The organism is Escherichia whittamii (assembly GCF_014836715.1).
GTDB classification, from domain to species: Bacteria; Pseudomonadota; Gammaproteobacteria; order Enterobacterales; family Enterobacteriaceae; genus Escherichia; species Escherichia whittamii.
Genome location: NZ_JACSQI010000002.1, coordinates 356,774 through 373,223, shown reverse-complemented (window position 1 = coordinate 373,223; position 16,450 = coordinate 356,774). Strand labels below are relative to the sequence as shown.

16 protein-coding genes are annotated in these 16,450 nt (G+C 50.5%); 9 read left to right on the top strand and 7 right to left on the bottom strand.

The annotated features are described in order from the left end of the window. Positions 1-11: 11 nt before the first annotated feature. Entirely contained in the window at positions 12-1,745 is a 1,734-nt protein-coding gene (gene argS / locus H9644_RS04575; protein ID WP_191773460.1) for an arginine--tRNA ligase, read from the bottom strand. A 215-nt stretch (positions 1,746-1,960) separates the two neighbouring features. Here argS and H9644_RS04570 point away from each other — a divergent pair, with 215 nt between their 5' ends. From H9644_RS04570 to torZ, 4 genes are all read left to right on the top strand, one after another. Then, the gene (locus H9644_RS04570; protein ID WP_191773458.1) at positions 1,961-2,527 is read left to right on the top strand and encodes a VOC family protein; all 567 of its coding nucleotides are present in this window, start codon (positions 1,961-1,963) and stop codon (positions 2,525-2,527) included. 13 nt (positions 2,528-2,540) lie between these two features. Beyond that, positions 2,541-3,287, top strand: coding sequence for a copper homeostasis protein CutC (cutC, locus tag H9644_RS04565; protein ID WP_191773456.1), 747 nt, complete (start codon positions 2,541-2,543; stop codon positions 3,285-3,287). Between the two features lie 373 nt (positions 3,288-3,660). Beyond that, the gene (locus H9644_RS04560) at positions 3,661-4,761 is read left to right on the top strand and encodes a NapC/NirT family cytochrome c (RefSeq protein ID WP_191773454.1); all 1,101 of its coding nucleotides are present in this window, start codon (positions 3,661-3,663) and stop codon (positions 4,759-4,761) included. A 24-nt stretch (positions 4,762-4,785) separates the two neighbouring features. Further along, positions 4,786-7,215, top strand: coding sequence for a trimethylamine N-oxide reductase TorZ (gene torZ / locus H9644_RS04555; RefSeq protein ID WP_191773452.1), 2,430 nt, complete (start codon positions 4,786-4,788; stop codon positions 7,213-7,215). A 206-nt stretch (positions 7,216-7,421) separates the two neighbouring features. Here the strand turns inward: torZ and cmoB are convergent, their stop codons facing one another. Genes cmoB through H9644_RS04530 form a run of 5 tightly spaced genes read right to left on the bottom strand, consistent with a single transcriptional unit; the run spans position 7,422 to position 11,003 of the window. Continuing rightward, complete coding sequence (gene cmoB, locus H9644_RS04550) at positions 7,422-8,393, bottom strand: tRNA 5-methoxyuridine(34)/uridine 5-oxyacetic acid(34) synthase CmoB (protein ID WP_064529283.1); 972 nt, start codon at positions 8,391-8,393, stop codon at positions 7,422-7,424. Continuing rightward, positions 8,390-9,133: a carboxy-S-adenosyl-L-methionine synthase CmoA gene (gene cmoA / locus H9644_RS04545; RefSeq protein WP_064529282.1), complete on the bottom strand. Its 744-nt coding sequence runs from the start codon at positions 9,131-9,133 to the stop codon at positions 8,390-8,392. The genes cmoB and cmoA overlap by 4 nt, the downstream gene beginning before the upstream one ends. Before the next feature lie 40 nt (positions 9,134-9,173). Continuing rightward, positions 9,174-9,569, bottom strand: coding sequence for an MAPEG family protein (locus H9644_RS04540; protein WP_000252971.1), 396 nt, complete (start codon positions 9,567-9,569; stop codon positions 9,174-9,176). 52 nt (positions 9,570-9,621) lie between these two features. After that, positions 9,622-10,440, bottom strand: coding sequence for a DUF72 domain-containing protein (locus H9644_RS04535; RefSeq protein WP_191773450.1), 819 nt, complete (start codon positions 10,438-10,440; stop codon positions 9,622-9,624). Then, a complete protein-coding gene (locus tag H9644_RS04530; protein ID WP_191773448.1) occupies positions 10,437-11,003 on the bottom strand; it encodes a hydrolase in 567 nt (188 codons plus the stop codon). Before H9644_RS04530 ends, H9644_RS04535 begins: the two co-directional genes overlap by 4 nt. Before the next feature lie 310 nt (positions 11,004-11,313). On the opposite strand from H9644_RS04530, the gene aspS reads away from it, so the two are divergent. From aspS to ruvC, 4 genes are all read left to right on the top strand, one after another. Then, positions 11,314-13,086: an aspartate--tRNA ligase gene (aspS, locus tag H9644_RS04525; protein WP_191773446.1), complete on the top strand. Its 1,773-nt coding sequence runs from the start codon at positions 11,314-11,316 to the stop codon at positions 13,084-13,086. Between the two features lie 117 nt (positions 13,087-13,203). Then, complete coding sequence (gene nudB, locus H9644_RS04520; protein ID WP_191773682.1) at positions 13,204-13,656, top strand: dihydroneopterin triphosphate diphosphatase; 453 nt, start codon at positions 13,204-13,206, stop codon at positions 13,654-13,656. A gap of 28 nt (positions 13,657-13,684) precedes the next feature. Continuing rightward, positions 13,685-14,425 carry a YebC/PmpR family DNA-binding transcriptional regulator gene (locus H9644_RS04515; protein WP_000907234.1) on the top strand — a complete coding sequence of 247 codons (741 nt, stop codon included), beginning with the start codon at positions 13,685-13,687 and terminating at the stop codon, positions 14,423-14,425. Positions 14,426-14,459: 34 nt separating this feature from the next. Then, the gene (gene ruvC, locus H9644_RS04510) at positions 14,460-14,981 is read left to right on the top strand and encodes a crossover junction endodeoxyribonuclease RuvC (RefSeq protein WP_010350951.1); all 522 of its coding nucleotides are present in this window, start codon (positions 14,460-14,462) and stop codon (positions 14,979-14,981) included. A 1-nt stretch (position 14,982) separates the two neighbouring features. Here ruvC and H9644_RS04505 read toward each other — a convergent pair whose 3' ends face one another. Continuing rightward, positions 14,983-15,585 carry a YebB family permuted papain-like enzyme gene (locus tag H9644_RS04505; RefSeq protein WP_191773444.1) on the bottom strand — a complete coding sequence of 201 codons (603 nt, stop codon included), beginning with the start codon at positions 15,583-15,585 and terminating at the stop codon, positions 14,983-14,985. 253 nt (positions 15,586-15,838) lie between these two features. Between H9644_RS04505 and ruvA the strand changes: the two genes are divergently transcribed. Continuing rightward, entirely contained in the window at positions 15,839-16,450 is a 612-nt protein-coding gene (gene ruvA, locus H9644_RS04500; protein WP_000580341.1) for a Holliday junction branch migration protein RuvA, read from the top strand.

Sequence of the window (16,450 nt, the reverse complement as noted above, 5' to 3'; positions counted from 1 at the left end):
CGAAAAATTTATTACATACGCTCTACAGTCTCAATACCCAGCGTATCCAGACCCAGCTTCAGCGTCTTCGCGGTCAGTTGCGCCAGTTTCAGACGGCTGTTACGCACTTCTTCGTTTTCTGCGCTGAGGATCGGGCAGTGCTCGTAGAAGCCAGAGAACAGACCAGCCAAATCGTACAGGTAAGCACACATCACGTGCGGCGTACCTTCACGGGCAACCACGGTGAGCGTCTCTTCGAACTGCAGCAGACGAGCAGCCAGTTGCGCTTCACGATCTTCACGAATGATTACCGGAGCTGCAGCCAGTTGTTCTTCAGTAATTTCCGCTTTACGGAACACGGACAACACTCGGGTATAGGCATACTGCATGTACGGCGCGGTATTACCCTCAAACGCCAGCATGTTGTCCCAGTCGAAGATGTAGTCGGTGGTGCGGTTTTTGGAGAGATCTGCGTATTTCACCGCGCCGATACCAACCGCGTTGGCCAGTTTTTCCAGCTCGTCGGCTGGCATGTCTGGATTCTTCTCGGCAACCAGACGACGCGCGCGTTCCAGTGCTTCATCAAGCAGATCCGCCAGTTTTACCGTGCCGCCCGCGCGGGTTTTGAACGGTTTGCCATCTTTACCCAGCATCATGCCAAACATGTGGTGTTCCAGCGGTACGGATTCCGGCACGTAGCCTGCTTTACGCACGATTGCCCACGCCTGCATCAGGTGTTGGTGCTGACGGGAGTCGATGTAATACAACACGCGATCGGCATGAAGGGTTTCATAACGATACTTCGCGCAAGCGATATCGGTAGTGGTATAGAGATAGCCGCCATCTTTCTTCTGAATGATAACGCCCATCGGTTCGCCTTCCTTGTTTTTGAACTCATCAAGGAATACAACGGTCGCGCCTTCACTTTCTACTGCCAGACCTTTGGCTTTCAGATCCGCCACGATACCCGGCAGCATCGGGTTGTAGAGGCTTTCGCCCATGACGTCATCGCGCGTCAGCGTCACGTTCAGACGATCGTAGGTGATCTGGTTCTGCGTCATGGTGATGTCGACCAGTTTGCGCCACATCTCGCGGAAGTATTCGTCACCGCTTTGCAGTTTTACCACGTAGTTACGTGCGCGCTCGGCGAACTCTTCATCTTCATCGTAATGTTTTTTCGCGTCGCGGTAGAAACCTTCAAGGTCAGCCAGTTCCATTTCACCTGCGTTTTCCTGCTGCTGTTTTTCCAGCCACGCAATCAGCATACCGAACTGGGTACCCCAGTCACCAACGTGGTTAGCGCGAATCACTTTGTGACCGAGGAACTCCAGAGTACGCACAGCCGCGTCACCAATGATGGTTGAGCGCAGGTGACCGACGTGCATCTCTTTCGCCACGTTTGGCGCAGAGTAGTCAACCACAATGGTCTGTTTTTCTGGCGTAGCAACACCGAGACGATCGGACGCCAGCGCCTGTTGAACATGTTCAGCAAGGAATGCCGAGTCAAGGAAAATATTGATAAAGCCCGGACCAGCAATCTCAACTTTGCTGGCGATACCGCTAAGATCCAGATGAGTCAGCACCTGCTCTGCTAATTGTCGCGGTGCCATACCCAGTTTTTTAGCAACTGCCATCATGCCGTTAGCCTGATAGTCGCCGAACTGAACTTTTGCTGACTGGCGAACCTGCGGTTCGCAATCCGCAGGCGCGCCTGCCGCAATCATGGCCTGACGGACTTTTTCTGAGAGAAGAGCCTGAATATTCACCGGAATACCTTACATTGATGAAGCGAGCAAAAATTGCTCGCACCAGTTAAAGAAATTAGGGCGGGAGTATACTGCAAATGGCTGTTTTCGTCAGCAACGTGCGCGCGGCGCATTGCCGTTTTTACTATTGCATCGGGTACCACGCGAAATCAGCGGTTGGTTGGGGAAGGGCAACAGGGTAAATTAGCGCTTTTACTGAAAGACGAAGAGTGATTATGGCGAACTGGCAATCTATCGACGAGTTGCAGGATATTGCAACAGATTTACCGCGATTTATCCATGCATTAGACGAACTTTCTCGTCGTCTGGGTCTGGATATCACCCCGCTGGCTGCCGATCACATATCCTTGCGCTGCCATCAAAATACCACCGCTGAACGCTGGCGTCGCGGGTTTGAACAGTGCGGCGAACTCCTGTCAGAAAATATGATCAATGGCAGACCAATTTGTCTGTTTAAATTGCACGAATCGGTACAGGTTGCTCACTGGCAGTTTTCCATTGTTGAGTTACCGTGGCCCGGAGAAAAACGTTACCCGCACGAAGGTTGGGAACATATCGAAATCGTTCTGCCGGGCGAGCCAGAAACGCTGAATGCCCGCGCGTTAGCGTTGCTTTCTGATGAAGGACTAAGCCTGCCGGGGATCTCGGTGAAAACAAGTTCACCAAAAGGCGAGCATGAGCGATTACCGAATCCAACGCTGGCGGTCACCGATGGCAGAACAACCATTAAGTTTCATCCGTGGTCCATTGAAGAGATCGTTGCCAGTGAACAGTCGGTGTAATTAAGGAGCAAAAATGGCATTACTGGAAATTTGCTGTTACAGCATGGAATGCGCACTAACGGCGCAGCAAAACGGTGCCGACAGAATAGAGCTTTGTGCGGCACCGAAAGAAGGGGGCTTAACGCCGTCGCTGGGCGTGCTGAAGTCCGTGCGCCAGCAGGTTACTATCCCTGTGCATCCAATCATCCGACCGCGAGGTGGCGATTTTTGCTACAGCGACGGCGAGTTTGCCGCCATTCTTGAGGATATCCGCACAGTACGTGAATTAGGATTTTCAGGGTTGGTGACGGGCGTTCTGGATGTTGACGGTAATGTCGATATGCCACGAATGGAAAAAATAATGTCTGCTGCCGGTCCGTTGGCAGTTACGTTTCATCGCGCCTTCGATATGTGTGCTAACCCATTAAATACACTAAATAATCTTGCGCAATTGGGCATTGCCCGGGTACTGACTTCCGGGCAAAAATCAGATGCTCTACAAGGTTTATCAAAAATTATGGAACTTATTGCCTATGGTGATACTCCAATCATCATGGCCGGAGCAGGAGTCCGTGCAGAAAATCTGCACCACTTCCTCGATGCCGGAGTGCTGGAAGTCCATAGCTCCGCGGGAGCGTGGCAAGCCTCACCGATGCGCTATCGTAATCAAGGATTGTCCATGTCATCAGATGCACACGCGGACGAGTATTCGCGTTATGTCGTAGACGGGGCGGCGGTTGCTGAAATGAAAGGAATCATTGAACGCCATCAGGCCAAATGATTTTTACCGTTGCATCATGTCGCCCAATATGATGCTTGCTCGTACCAGGCCCCTGCAATTTCAACAGGGGCCTTTTTTTATCCTTAAGTAGTATGAAAAACGAACAGTTATCGTGTAATAGCGCGCTAAATCATGCTGCTAAAAATGTTTTATATATTCATATTAATTATGTGATTTAAATTACCAAAACTGGAAAATATATATCAAAATAACCAGTAAGCTCTTCTTTAATAATTAATGATTAAGTTGTAATAAATCATATTTTTTATCGGTTATTTCAGGCAGTGTTGTGCCGAATTTAGTAAGTTATTAATTCGTTGTATATTTAATTATACAATGATTTCGGTGTCCTGGAATTTAATTAGAGGAATCTATGCGAGGGAAAAAACGCATTTGGTTATTTTTTCTGCTGATAGCAGTGGTGGTTGGTGCTGGCGGTTTATTACTGGCACAAAAAGCGTTACACAAAACATCGGAAACAGCATTTTGTCTTTCCTGTCACTCAATGAGCAAACCGTTTGAGGAATATCAGGGAACCGTCCACTTTTCCAATCAAAAAGGTATACGTGCCGAATGTTCTGATTGTCATATACCAAAATCAGGGATGGATTATTTATTTGCTAAATTAAAAGCATCTAAAGATATTTATCATGAATTTGTTAGCGGCAAAATAGACAGTGACGATAAGTTCGAGGCCCACCGTCAGGAAATGGCCGAAACAGTATGGAAGGAATTAAAAGCCTCAGACTCTGCAACGTGCCGTAGTTGCCATTCTTTTGATGCGATGGATATTGCATCGCAAAGTGAATCTGCGCAGAAAATGCATACCAAAGCACAAAAGGACGGTGAAACGTGTATTGATTGTCATAAAGGGATTGCCCATTTCCCGCCAGAAATAAAAATGGATGACAACGCTGCGCATGAACTGGAAAGTCAGGCCGCCACTTCAGTGACCAATGGCGCACATATTTATCCTTTCAAACCTTCCCGCATAGGCGAACTGGCCACTGTGAATCCTGGCACCGATCTCACGGTTGTTGATGCCAGCGGCAAACAACCGATCGTCCTGTTACAGGGTTATCAAATGCAGGGCAGTGAAAACACGCTCTACCTGGCGGCAGGTCAACGCCTGGCATTAGCCACACTAAGTGATGAAGGTATCAAGGCGCTAACGGTAAACGGGGAATGGCAGGCTGATGAATACGGTAATCAATGGCGTCAGGCGTCATTACAGGGCGCGCTAATCGATCCCGTATTAGCGGATCGTAAACCGTTATGGCAATACGCTGAAAAACTCGATGACACCTATTGCGCTGGCTGCCATGCGCCTATTGCCGCTGACCATTACACCGTCAATGCCTGGCCCTCTATCGCCAAAGGAATGGGGGCGCGAACCAGCATGAGCGAAAACGAACTGGACATTTTGACGCGGTACTTCCAGTACAACGCCAAAGATATTACCAAAAAACAGTGATCCTCGTTGATCAGGGAGGAAGTTATGACATTAACAAGACGTGAGTTTATTAAACATAGTGGTATTGCCGCCGGGGCGCTGGTGGTGACATCGGCTACGCCGCTACCCGCATGGGCAGAAGAGAAGGGCGGAAAAATCCTCACCGCGGGTCGTTGGGGAGCGATGAACGTAGAAGTGAAGGACGGTAAGATTGTTTCTTCTACAGGCGCGCTGGCGAAGACTATCCCGAATTCCTTACAGTCTACGGCGGCGGATCAGGTACACACCACGGCGCGTATTCAGCATCCGATGGTGAGAAAAAGTTATCTCGACAATCCACTGCAACCGGCTAAAGGTCGTGGCGAAGATAGTTACGTTCAGGTGAGCTGGGAACAGGCATTAAAACTGATTCATGAGCAACACGATCGCATTCGCAAGGCCAACGGTCCTTCGGCCATTTTTGCCGGGTCTTACGGCTGGCGCTCTTCTGGCGTGTTGCATAAAGCGCAAACCTTACTGCAACGTTATATGAACCTTGCGGGGGGATATTCGGGGCATAGTGGCGATTACTCTACCGGGGCTGCGCAGGTGATCATGCCGCACGTTGTTGGTTCTGTGGAGGTCTATGAACAGCAGACTTCCTGGCCACTGATTCTGGAAAACAGTCAGGTGGTGGTGTTGTGGGGGATGAACCCTCTGAATACCTTAAAAATTGCCTGGAGCAGTACCGATGAACAAGGGCTGGAATACTTCCATCAGCTGAAGAAATCAGGCAAACCGGTTATTGCCATCGACCCTATCCGTTCCGAAACGATCGAGTTCTTTGGCGATAACGCCACCTGGATCGCGCCGAATATGGGGACCGACGTGGCGCTGATGTTAGGCATTGCGCATACCCTGATGACACAAGGTAAGCACGATAAAGCCTTCCTGGAGAAATACACCACTGGTTATCCGCAGTTTGAAGAGTATCTGACCGGCAAGAGCGATAATACGCCGAAGAGTGCGGCCTGGGCGGCAGAAATTACTGGCGTACCGGAAGCGCAGATTGTCAAACTCGCTGAACTGATGGCGGCGAATCGCACGATGCTGATGGCAGGTTGGGGGATCCAACGTCAGCAATACGGCGAACAGAAACACTGGATGCTGGTGACGCTGGCGGCGATGTTAGGGCAAATTGGTACACCGGGCGGCGGTTTTGGTTTCTCTTATCATTACTCCAACGGCGGTAATCCAACGCGTGTTGGCGGCGTACTACCAGAAATGTCTGCGGCTATAGCCGGACAGGCAAGCGAGGAAGCTGATGATGGCGGAATGACGGCGATTCCGGTCGCCCGTATTGTCGATGCGCTGGAAAATCCTGGCGGCAAATATCAGCACAACGGTAAAGAGCAAACGTACCCGAATATCAAAATGATCTGGTGGGCTGGTGGTGGTAACTTTACCCATCACCAGGATACTCATCGCCTGATTAAAGCCTGGCAGAAACCAGAGATGATTGTCGTTTCTGAATGCTACTGGACGGCAGCAGCCAAACACGCAGATATCGTATTACCGATCACCACATCGTTTGAGCGTAATGACCTGACGATGACCGGCGATTACAGCAACCAGCATATTGTGCCGATGAAGCAGGCTGTCGCTCCGCAATTTGAAGCGCGTAACGATTTTGACGTGTTTGCCGACCTTGCGGAATTATTGAAACCTGGCGGAAAAGAGATTTATACCGAAGGTAAAGATGAAATGGCGTGGCTGAAATTTTTCTATGATGCCGCCCAGAAAGGCGCGCGAGCGCAGCGTGTTAGCATGCCGGTGTTTAATACCTTCTGGCAGCAAAATAAACTGCTTGAAATGCGTCGCAGCGAGAAGAACGAGCAATATGTTCGCTATGGCGATTTCCGCGCCGATCCGGTGAAAAATGCGCTGGGTACACCAAGTGGCAAAATTGAAATCTACTCAAAAACGCTGGAAAAATTTGGCTATAAGGATTGCCCCGCACACCCGACCTGGCTGGCTCCTGATGAATGGAAAGGCACCGCAGACGAGAAGCAGTTGCAGCTTCTGACCGCGCATCCGGCACACCGTTTACACAGTCAGCTCAATTACGCTGAATTGCGCAAAAAATATGCGGTTGCCGATCGTGAACCGATTACTATTCACACCGAAGATGCCGCGCGTTTTGGTATTGCAAATGGCGATTTGGTGCGTGTCTGGAATAAGCGTGGTCAGATTCTGACTGGGGCGGTCGTGACTGATGGAATCAAAAAAGGCGTGGTATGTGTGCATGAAGGCGCATGGCCGGATCTGGAAAATGGCTTGTGTAAAAACGGCAGTGCGAACGTGTTAACGGCGGATATCCCCAGCTCGCAACTGGCGAATGCCTGTGCTGGTAACTCTGCGCTGGTGTATATCGAAAAATATACGGGCAATGCGCCGAAGTTAACGGCGTTTGATCAGCCAGCCATTCAGGCGTAAGAAATAAATAGCGCCCGGAAACGGGCGCTAATTTGCTGACAACGTGTGCTTGTTCATGCCGGATGCGGCGTGAACGCCTTATCCGGCCTACAAAATCGTGCAAATTCAATATATTGCAGGAGATGAGTAGACCTGATAAGCGTAGCGTATCAGGCAGTTTTGGCGTTTGTCATCGATCCCAACGCCCGGAAACGGGCGCTAAATTTTTACGGCTTACGCGCAATCAGCACCGCGCGTTTAGGCGCAGGATAACCTTCTACCGTTTTACTCGGATCATGCGAGTCGAGAAAATCAGACAAAGACTCGGTGACCATCCACTCGGTGCGGCGCTGCTCTTCCGTCGTCGTGACGCTGATGTCTGCAATGCGGATATCGACAAACCCGCACTTCTTCAGCCAGTTTTTCAGTGCCAGTGCTGATGGAATAAAATAGACATTACGCATTTGCGCGTAACGGTCGCCCGGCACCAGCACGGTGTTTTCGTCGCCATCAATAACAAGCGTCTCCAGTACCAGTTCACCCTCATTCACCAGTTGATCTTTCAACTGCCACAGATGTTCCAGCGGCGAACGACGATGGTAAAGCACGCCCATCGAAAAGACGGTATCAAAGGCTTTCAGTGCCGGAAGTTGTTCAATCCCCAGCGGCAAAAGATGCGCGCGTTGATCGTTACCCAACAGTTTACGCACTGCTTCAAATTGGCAGAGGAACAGTTGCGTAGGGTCGATTCCCACCGCCAGATGCGCGCCTGCGCCAATCATGCGCCACATGTGATAGCCGCTGCCGCAACCAACATCCAGAATGGTGCGCCCGGTTAAATCAGAAAGATGTGGCAGAACACGATCCCATTTCCAGTCGGAACGCCATTCGGTATCAATGTTGACGCCATATAGCGAGAACGGCCCTTTGCGCCAGGGCATCAGGTTACGCATCAGTGTTTCAATGCGTTTAATCTGCCCGGCACTCAGCGGCTCCTCGCTTTCTGCCGTCACACTATGTAGCAAATCCAGACGATACGGTTTAATTTCAGGCAGAAATTCAACCGCATTGGACCACTGTTTAAACAGGCCGTGCTGCTGTTCGCGCTGCCAGCTGGCAATTTGCGCGGGCAGAGTCTCCAGCCAGTGTGAAAGATGATTTTTGGCAATCAGAGAATAAAAGTTACCAAAGTCGATCATGCAGCGTCCTCTGCTTTTAATGCTACCAGCGAACCAAAGTTAAAGCACTGGAACCATAGCTCGCTATGTTCAAAACCGGCTTGATGCAGGCGTGCTTTATGAGTTTCGACGGAATCGGTCAGCATTACGTTTTCCAGCATGCTGCGCTTCTGGCTGATCTCCAGCTCACTGTAGCCATTGGCACGTTTAAAGTCGTGGTGCATGTTGAACAGCAGCTCTCCGACTTTGGCATCTTCGAAACTGAATTTTTCCGACAGCACCAGTGCACCACCAGGATTCAGCCCTTGATAAATTTTATCCAGTAATGCCTGGCGCTCGGCGGGTTCCAGGAATTGCAGGGTAAAATTCAGTACCACCATCGACGCGTTTTCAATGGCAATATCACGAATATCACCTTCAATAACGTCAACAGGCGTAGGCGCTTTATAGGCGTCGATATGACGGCGGCAGCGTTCAATCATTGCCGGGGAATTGTCGATGGCGATAATTTTACAATTATCATGATGAATGTTACGACGCACAGAGAGCGTCGCCGCGCCCAGAGAACAGCCCAGATCGTAAATCTGCGTACCCGGTTGAACGAAGCGTTCAGCTAACATACCAATCATTGAAATAATATTGGAGTAGCCGGGAACGGAACGTTGGATCATATCCGGGAAGACTTCAGCTACCCGTTCATCAAAGGTCCAGTCGCCCAGTCTGGCGATAGGAGCAGAAAATAGCGTGTCGCGGTGAGACATAACGTAAAAATCCGGGAAAAAGAAAGTGGCGTATTGTGCGCTAACGCAGGGAGAAAACCAACTCCCAGGGCATATACCAAAGATTCGCCAGCACCATCAGCAACAGCGCACACCACGTGGCGCTCATGCCGGAACGTCGCCAGCGAAACAGACGGTGATGGAAACCGTAATAATGCATCAGACGACCTGCAAGCAAAACGATGCCGCAAATATGCACCATCCAGGTTTCAGCACCATTCATTTCCATAAATAGCATCAATACAATCGCGATGGGAATATATTCCACCGCATTGCCATGAATACGAATAGCGCTTTGTAGTTCGCTAAAACCGCCGTCGCCATAGGCAACGCGATACTGCATTCGCAGACGAACAACATCAAAAGAGAACTTCATTAATAACAACGCACCTAAAACGGCATACAGCGCGCTTACCATACAAACTCCCTTTAAAATGGCCGATGGCTCCTGTCTATGATAGGTGGCAATTTCAGAAAAGAGAAGATTGCTGTGGAATAGCCGGGACTGCTCCGATCTCTGGAAGAGTCTTACGTAAGTCTTCCCACAGGGTATGTACCAGTTCTGGTGCATGGGCGATATCTGGCGTATGCAGAAAAAGATAAGGCGTAGTGGTCTGGCGCCACTGCGCTAATTTTTGTAACCAGACCTGAAATAATTCCCGATTGTGCGCCATATCATCGCTGCCGATAAAACGGATTAGCGGGTTTGTCGCCGTTAATACGGCATGAACCGGAACTTTGGGCTTTTTCCGTTGCGCGTCGCGAATGGCTTCATTATGCGGACGCGCTGCATGAACCGGACGACTGTCTAAAATCACCCGATTAACGCCGCGCTGATGCAAGCCGCGATTAAGCGTTTGTTCTTCCTCGCCTTTAGTGAAAAACTGCGGATGGCGGACTTCCACACCATAGGTAAATTCGCCAGGAAGAGAATCGAGAAAGTGCCAAAGAGTTGGCAGATCCCGTGGACCAAACGTGGCGGGCAGTTGCAGCCAGTATTGCCCAATGCGCGGCGCTAACGGTGACATGCGGGTTAAAAATTCCACAACTAAGTCATCGCAATGCCGTAACGCCGCCTGGTGCGAAATGGTTGCCGGAAATTTAAAACAGAAGCGGAAATCATCGCTGGTCTGCTCGCGCCAGCGCAGAACCACTTCTGGCTTTGGCAGAGCATAAAGGGTGGTGTTTCCCTCCACACAATTAAAATGGCGGGCGTACTCTTCCAGGCTGGAGATCCCTAATCGCACCCATTTTGGATGCGACCATTGCGGCAGACCGATGTAAATCATAACGCGTTGAGGATCTCTTCCACGCGACGCACGCGGGCGATGCGCGGGTAGATATGGTTGATGCTGTTGTTGTGCTGTTCGGTAGTGGCAGCGCTACAGGCGTCTTCAGCAATCACCAGATTAAACCCTAACTCCCACGCGTTACGGGCGGTGGACTCAACGCCGATATTGGTTGAGATCCCACATAACACTATTGTATCGATACCCCGGCGGCGTAATTGCAACTCCAGATCCGTACCGTAAAACGCACCCCATTGACGTTTGATGATTTCAATATCGCTGTCAGTTGCACCTAATGCTGCAGGATGTTGCCACCAGTTTTCCGGCAACGTTCTGGCAGGCGCGGGGGCATCAACCGGCTGTTTTAATGCTTCGGCGTAATCGGCAGACCAGCCGACGCGCACGAGAAACACAGGCTGACCGCTCGCGCGAAATTTCGCTGCCAGTTTTCCCGCGCGATTCACGACATCTTCAGCAGTATGCGGACCACCGGCAAAAGGCAAGATGCCTTCCTGTAAATCAATCACTACCAGCGCAGTGGTTTTAGTATTCAGTTCAAGCATGATGACTCCAGATAAAACAAAACCGAGCCTCTCACCTTAATGCGATTAGCCGATGGCAGAACGACAAATTTTGTTAATTTTTATGTGTTGGGGCAACACCTTTATAGCAAACAAGGGTAGAGTCTGATTCCTGGCCTGATATAAAGTGGTAACGAGTCGTTCCAGAGCGGGCCAGACTCTTACGGTGCGGCAGAATTTCCAGTATAATAGCCGCCTTTTTTCATTCAGTTGTGACATACAGCTAACGCTGCGACTTAGGTCACCTGCGCAGCAGGGGACATCCGCCGGCAGCTAAGTTAAGGGATATCTCATGCGTACAGAATATTGTGGACAGCTCCGTTTGTCCCACGTGGGGCAGCAGGTGACTCTGTGTGGTTGGGTCAACCGTCGTCGTGATCTTGGTAGCCTGATCTTTATCGATATGCGCGACCGCGAAGGTATCGTGCAGGTATTTTTCGATCCGGATCGTGCGGACGCGTTAAAGCTGGCCTCTGAACTGCGTAATGAGTTCTGCATTCAGGTCACGGGCACCGTACGTGCGCGTGACGAAAAAAATATCAACCGCGATATGGCGACTGGCGAAATCGAAGTGCTGGCGTCCTCGCTGACCATCATCAACCGTGCAGACGTTCTGCCGCTTGACTCCAACCACGTCAACACTGAAGAAGCGCGTCTGAAATACCGCTATCTTGACCTGCGTCGCCCGGAAATGGCTCAACGCCTGAAAACCCGTGCGAAAATCACCAGCCTGGTGCGCCGTTTTATGGATGACCACGGCTTCCTCGACATCGAAACTCCGATGCTGACTAAAGCCACGCCGGAAGGTGCGCGTGACTACCTGGTGCCTTCTCGTGTGCACAAAGGTAAATTCTACGCGCTGCCGCAGTCTCCGCAGCTGTTCAAACAGTTGCTGATGATGTCTGGTTTTGACCGTTACTATCAGATAGTCAAATGCTTCCGTGACGAAGACCTGCGCGCTGACCGTCAGCCCGAATTTACTCAGATCGATGTGGAAACTTCCTTCATGACCGCGCCGCAAGTGCGTGAAGTCATGGAAGCGCTGGTGCGTCATCTGTGGCTGGAAGTGAAAGGCGTTGATCTGGGCGATTTCCCGGTAATGACCTTTGCGGAAGCTGAACGCCGTTACGGCTCCGACAAACCGGACCTGCGTAACCCGATGGAACTGACTGATGTTGCTGATCTGCTGAAATCCGTTGAATTTGCGGTATTCGCAGGTCCGGCGAACGATCCGAAAGGTCGCGTAGCGGCTCTGCGCGTTCCGGGCGGCGCATCGCTGACCCGTAAACAGATCGACGAATACGGTAACTTCGTTAAGATCTATGGCGCGAAAGGTCTGGCTTACATCAAAGTCAACGAACGCGCGAAAGGTCTGGACGGTATCAACAGCCCGGTCGCAAAATTCCTCAATGCGGAAATCATCGAAGCCATTCTGGATCGTACCGCCGCGCAAGATGGCGATATGATTTTCTTCGGTGCTGACAACAAGAAAATTGTTGCCGACGCGATGGGCGCACTGCGTTTGAAAGTGGGTAAAGATCTCGCGCTGACCGACGAAAGCAAATGGGCACCGCTGTGGGTTATCGACTTCCCGATGTTTGAAGACGACGGTGAAGGCGGCCTGACGGCAATGCACCATCCGTTCACCGCACCGAAAGATATGACTGCAGCCGAACTGAATGCTGCGCCAGAAAATGCGGTGGCGAACGCTTACGATATGGTCATCAATGGTTACGAAGTGGGCGGTGGTTCTGTGCGTATCCATAATGGTGATATGCAGCAGACGGTGTTTGGCATTCTGGGTATCACCGAAGAGGAACAGCGCGAGAAATTTGGCTTCCTGCTCGACGCTCTGAAATACGGTACCCCACCGCACGCAGGTCTGGCATTCGGCCTTGACCGTCTGACTATGTTGCTGACCGGTACCGACAACATCCGTGACGTTATCGCCTTCCCGAAAACAACGGCGGCAGCATGTCTGATGACTGAAGCACCGAGCTTTGCCAACCCGACTGCACTGGCTGAACTGAGCATTCAGGTTGTAAAGAAGGCTGAGAATAATTGATATGAATAAAATACACGAAATCATTTGCGGTGCATCGAGGCGGCAACTGAGTGAACTCCCATGAGCATAGATAACTATGTGAATGGGATGAGCGAAGGCAGTCAACGAAGAGGCAGCGTGAAGGATAAAGTGTATAAGCGTCCCGTTTCTGTACTGGTGGTCATCTATGCACAAGATACGAAACGGGTGCTGATGTTGCAGCGGCGTGATGACCCCGATTTCTGGCAGTCGGTAACCGGCAGTGTGGAAGAAGGGGAAACCGCGTCGCAAGCTGCCATGCGCGAAGTAAAGGAAGAGGTCACCATTGATGTTGTCGCTGAACAACTGACCTTAATTGACTGTCAGCGCACGGTGGAGTTTGAAATTTTTTCACATTTACGTCATCGCTATGCGCCAGGCGTGACGCGTAATACGGAATCATGGTTCTGCCTTGCGCTACCGCACGAGCGCCAGGTAGTCTTCACTGAACATCTGGCTTACAAGTGGCTTGATGCGCCTGCTGCGGCGGCGCTCACCATGTCCTGGAGCAATCGGCAGGCGATTGAAGAGTATGTAATTAACGCTGCCTGAACAGGCAGGGCTATTTGGAGATATTTTTATGGCAGGTCATAGTAAATGGGCCAACACCAGACATCGTAAAGCTGCGCAGGATGCAAAGCGCGGTAAAATCTTCACTAAAATCATTCGTGAGCTGGTGACCGCAGCTAAACTGGGTGGTGGCGATCCGGATGCCAACCCGCGTCTGCGTGCAGCCATTGATAAAGCACTGTCTAACAACATGACCCGTGACACACTGAACCGTGCTATTGCACGTGGCGTGGGCGGTGATGATGATGCGAACATGGAAACCATCATCTACGAAGGTTACGGTCCTGGCGGCACTGCAATCATGATTGAATGTCTGTCCGACAACCGTAACCGTACCGTTGCTGAAGTACGTCACGCATTCAGCAAATGTGGCGGTAACCTGGGTACTGATGGCTCTGTAGCCTATCTGTTCAGCAAAAAAGGTGTGATCTCCTTCGAGAAAGGCGACGAAGACACCATCATGGAAGCTGCGCTGGAAGCAGGTGCAGAAGACGTTGTGACCTATGATGACGGCGCAATCGACGTCTACACTGCATGGGAAGAGATGGGTAAAGTACGTGATGCTCTGGAAGCGGCAGGTCTGAAAGCAGACAGCGCAGAAGTTTCCATGATCCCGTCAACCAAAGCCGATATGGATGCAGAAACTGCACCGAAACTGATGCGTTTAATCGATATGCTGGAAGACTGTGACGACGTGCAGGAAGTTTACCATAACGGTGAGATCTCTGATGAGGTTGCAGCGACCCTCTGATGAGGCCGGCTAAACAACAAAATGGAGACGCGTGATGTCTATTATTCTCGGTATTGACCCGGGTTCGCGCGTTACCGGCTACGGTGTTATCCGTCAGGTGGGCAGGCAACTGTCCTACCTGGGCAGTGGATGCATACGCACCAAAGTGGATGATTTACCGTCTCGTCTGAAGCTCATCTATGCGGGCGTGACGGAAATCATCACCCAGTTCCAGCCCGATTATTTCGCAATCGAACAAGTCTTTATGGCGAAGAACGCCGACTCTGCCCTGAAACTGGGGCAGGCACGCGGCGTGGCGATTGTGGCAGCGGTGAATCAGGAATTGCCGGTGTTTGAATATGCTGCGCGTCAGGTGAAGCAAACTGTGGTGGGCATTGGTAGCGCTGAAAAAAGCCAGGTGCAGCACATGGTCCGCACCTTGCTGAAACTGCCCGCTAATCCACAGGCGGATGCCGCCGATGCGCTGGCGATTGCCATCACCCACTGCCACGTTAGTCAGAATGCGATGCAGATGAGCGAATCGCGACTAAACCTGGCGAGAGGGCGACTGCGTTAAGTTATACCGCCTCGGTCAGTTCGGGCTGAGGCGTTTCTACTCCCTCCGCATGAATCAACACCAGACCCGGATGATGCCACAAACTGGCTGGCGTGACGGTTTTACGCTCCCACGGAATCGAACCTAAGAACCAGAATTTCCAGAAAGTGAGTTTTGCATTCGGATTGCTGTTGAGCAGTTCTCCAAACGTCTCTATTTCACCCACCGGAATACATAGCGCCTCTTTATAAATATCAAAAACGAATTTTGAACAGAACTGGTGGGAAGATTCGTATTTAAAACCGGTGTGGTAGAGTTTGCGTAGCCGGGAGGGAACCTGTTCAACCAGACGTTGTTTTTGCTGTTCTGTTAATCCGGCGCCTAATCTTTTTACGGCGTAGCGTTGGTTTGACGAACGTTTAATAAAGTGGGAGAGGGTGGTTATGGTCGAAAGAGGAACTCGGCTTTCTGCGACCAGAAAATCCTCGCCGTCGTGACCAATAATGATCCCGACGTGATTACTCCAGCAATTTGATGCAGCTGATATTTGACCAAATAAGGCAGCACCTATACATGTAAAGACGATATCTCCAACTTCATATTCAGCAAGGTAATTAATATTCACTTTGTCATTCCATTGAAATAAATATGAATATACTTAATACCACAAATTTTTTTGCAGGAGCGGAGAAATTCATTTTTTTATGGTTTTATACACTAAATATCTATTTTAAATATAACCTGGCGAATGAATTATACTGCGCCATTTTTCAGTTAATCGAGACGCCTCGCAAGTTTTCTTCATCCTTCGCTGGATATCTATCCAGCATTTTTTTATCATACAGCATTATGTTTGATTCATTGCGCAGGAGCGTCATGTGATAGGCAGACTCAGAGGCATTATTCTGGAAAAACAACCCCCGCTGGTGTTACTTGAAGTAGGCGGCGTAGGCTATGAAGTGCATATGCCGATGACCTGTTTTTATGAACTCCCGGAAGCAGGGCAGGAAGCGATTGTTTTCACACACTTTGTGGTGCGTGAAGATGCGCAACTACTGTACGGTTTTAACAATAAGCAAGAGCGTACGCTGTTTAAAGAGTTGATCAAAACTAACGGTGTTGGGCCAAAACTGGCATTGGCTATCTTGTCTGGAATGTCGGCGCAGCAGTTTGTTAATGCGGTTGAGCGTGAAGAACTGGGGGCACTGGTGAAACTGCCGGGCATTGGCAAAAAAACCGCCGAGCGTTTGATTGTCGAAATGAAAGACCGATTTAAAGGTTTGCACGGCGATCTCTTTACGCCAGCCGCCGATCTGGTACTCACGTCGCCTGCCAGCCCGGCGACCGACGATGCTGAACAGGAAGCGGTTGCTGCGCTGGTGGCGCTGGGCTATAAACCACAAGAAGCCAGCCGCATGGTGAGCAAAATTGCTCGTCCTGATGCCAGCAGTGAAACATTAATTCGCGAAGCCCTGCGCGCCGCGTTATGA

What these genes read in the sequence shown, in the direction of transcription:
- torZ (WP_191773452.1), top strand. Translation starts at nt 4,786, where the DNA reads ATGACATTAACAAGACGTGAGTTTATTAAACATAGTGGTATTGCCGCC.
- H9644_RS04560 (WP_191773454.1), top strand. Translation starts at nt 3,661, where the DNA reads ATGCGAGGGAAAAAACGCATTTGGTTATTTTTTCTGCTGATAGCAGTG.
- cutC (WP_191773456.1), top strand. Translation starts at nt 2,541, where the DNA reads ATGGCATTACTGGAAATTTGCTGTTACAGCATGGAATGCGCACTAACG.
- aspS (WP_191773446.1), top strand. Translation starts at nt 11,314, where the DNA reads ATGCGTACAGAATATTGTGGACAGCTCCGTTTGTCCCACGTGGGGCAG.
- H9644_RS04515 (WP_000907234.1), top strand. Translation starts at nt 13,685, where the DNA reads ATGGCAGGTCATAGTAAATGGGCCAACACCAGACATCGTAAAGCTGCG.
- H9644_RS04535 (WP_191773450.1), bottom strand. Translation starts at nt 10,440, where the DNA reads ATGATTTACATCGGTCTGCCGCAATGGTCGCATCCAAAATGGGTGCGA.
- H9644_RS04540 (WP_000252971.1), bottom strand. Translation starts at nt 9,569, where the DNA reads ATGGTAAGCGCGCTGTATGCCGTTTTAGGTGCGTTGTTATTAATGAAG.
- H9644_RS04570 (WP_191773458.1), top strand. Translation starts at nt 1,961, where the DNA reads ATGGCGAACTGGCAATCTATCGACGAGTTGCAGGATATTGCAACAGAT.
- cmoB (WP_064529283.1), bottom strand. Translation starts at nt 8,393, where the DNA reads ATGATCGACTTTGGTAACTTTTATTCTCTGATTGCCAAAAATCATCTT.
- H9644_RS04530 (WP_191773448.1), bottom strand. Translation starts at nt 11,003, where the DNA reads ATGCTTGAACTGAATACTAAAACCACTGCGCTGGTAGTGATTGATTTA.
- ruvC (WP_010350951.1), top strand. Translation starts at nt 14,460, where the DNA reads ATGTCTATTATTCTCGGTATTGACCCGGGTTCGCGCGTTACCGGCTAC.
- cmoA (WP_064529282.1), bottom strand. Translation starts at nt 9,133, where the DNA reads ATGTCTCACCGCGACACGCTATTTTCTGCTCCTATCGCCAGACTGGGC.